Here is a 1435-nt window from a genome sequence, read left to right as displayed (position 1 = left end):
GTCTCGCCGCGCCAGATGGTGTCGGCCGCGACTGCCATGATCCCGTTCCTCGAGCACGACGACGCCAACCGCGCGCTCATGGGATCGAACATGATGCGCCAGGCCGTTCCGCTGATCAAGGCGGAGTCGCCGCTGGTCGGCACCGGCATGGAGTACCGCTGCGCGGTCGACGCCGGTGACGTCATCAAGGCGGAGAAGGACGGTGTGGTCCAGGAGGTCTCCGCGGACTACATCACCGTCGCCAACGACGACGGCACGTACACCACGTACCGCGTCGCCAAGTTCACCCGCTCCAACCAGGGCACCTCCTTCAACCAGAAGGTCGTCGTGGACGAGGGCGCGCGCGTCATCGAGGGCCAGGTCCTCGCCGACGGCCCGTCCACCGAAGAGGGCGAGATGGCCCTCGGCAAGAACCTGCTCGTGGCGTTCATGCCGTGGGAGGGCCACAACTACGAGGACGCGATCATCCTGTCGCAGCGCCTCGTGCAGGACGACGTCCTCTCCTCGATCCACATCGAGGAGCACGAGGTCGACGCCCGTGACACCAAGCTCGGCCCCGAGGAGATCACCCGGGACATCCCGAACGTCTCCGAGGAGGTCCTCTCCGACCTCGACGAGCGCGGCATCATCCGTATCGGTGCCGAGGTCGTCGCCGGCGACATCCTCGTCGGCAAGGTCACGCCCAAGGGTGAGACCGAGCTGACCCCCGAGGAGCGCCTGCTCCGCGCGATCTTCGGTGAGAAGGCACGCGAGGTGCGCGACACCTCGCTGAAGGTGCCGCACGGTGAGATCGGCAAGGTCATCGGCGTCCGCGTCTTCGACCGCGAAGAGGGCGACGAGCTGCCCCCGGGCGTGAACCAGCTGGTCCGCGTCTACGTCGCCCAGAAGCGCAAGATCACCGACGGTGACAAGCTCGCCGGCCGTCACGGCAACAAGGGCGTCATCTCGAAGATCCTGCCGGTCGAGGACATGCCGTTCCTGGAGGACGGCACCCCGGTCGACATCATCCTCAACCCGCTGGGTGTCCCGTCCCGAATGAACCCGGGACAGGTCCTGGAGATCCACCTCGGCTGGCTCGCCAGCCAGGGCTGGAAGGTCGAGGGTGCGGACGAGGAGTGGAAGAAGCGCCTCCACTCGATCTCCGCCGACGAGGTCGCCGCCGGCTCCAACGTCGCCACCCCGGTGTTCGACGGTGCGCGCGAGGACGAGATCTCCGGACTCTTCGAGTCCACGATCCCGAACCGCGACGGCGAGCGCATGGTCAAGGGCTCCGGCAAGGCGCGGCTGTTCGACGGCCGCTCCGGCGAGCCGTTCCCGGACCCGATCTCGATCGGGTACATGTACATCCTCAAGCTGCACCACCTGGTCGACGACAAGCTGCACGCACGGTCGACCGGCCCGTACTCGATGATCACCCAGCAGCCGCTGGGTGGTA

1 pseudogene is annotated in these 1435 nt (G+C 67.2%); it reads left to right on the top strand.

Annotation, left to right across the window (positions count from 1 at the left end):
- Positions 1-1435, top strand: a pseudogene (locus tag AB0D04_RS42680) (DNA-directed RNA polymerase subunit beta); the annotation flags it as partial.

The sequence above is a fragment of the Streptomyces sp. NPDC048483 genome, assembly GCF_040651455.1.
GTDB lineage: Bacteria > Actinomycetota > Actinomycetes > Streptomycetales > Streptomycetaceae > Streptomyces.
The sequence above is the reverse complement of the archived record's forward strand: the minus strand, read 5'-3'. Positions and strand labels throughout refer to the sequence as shown.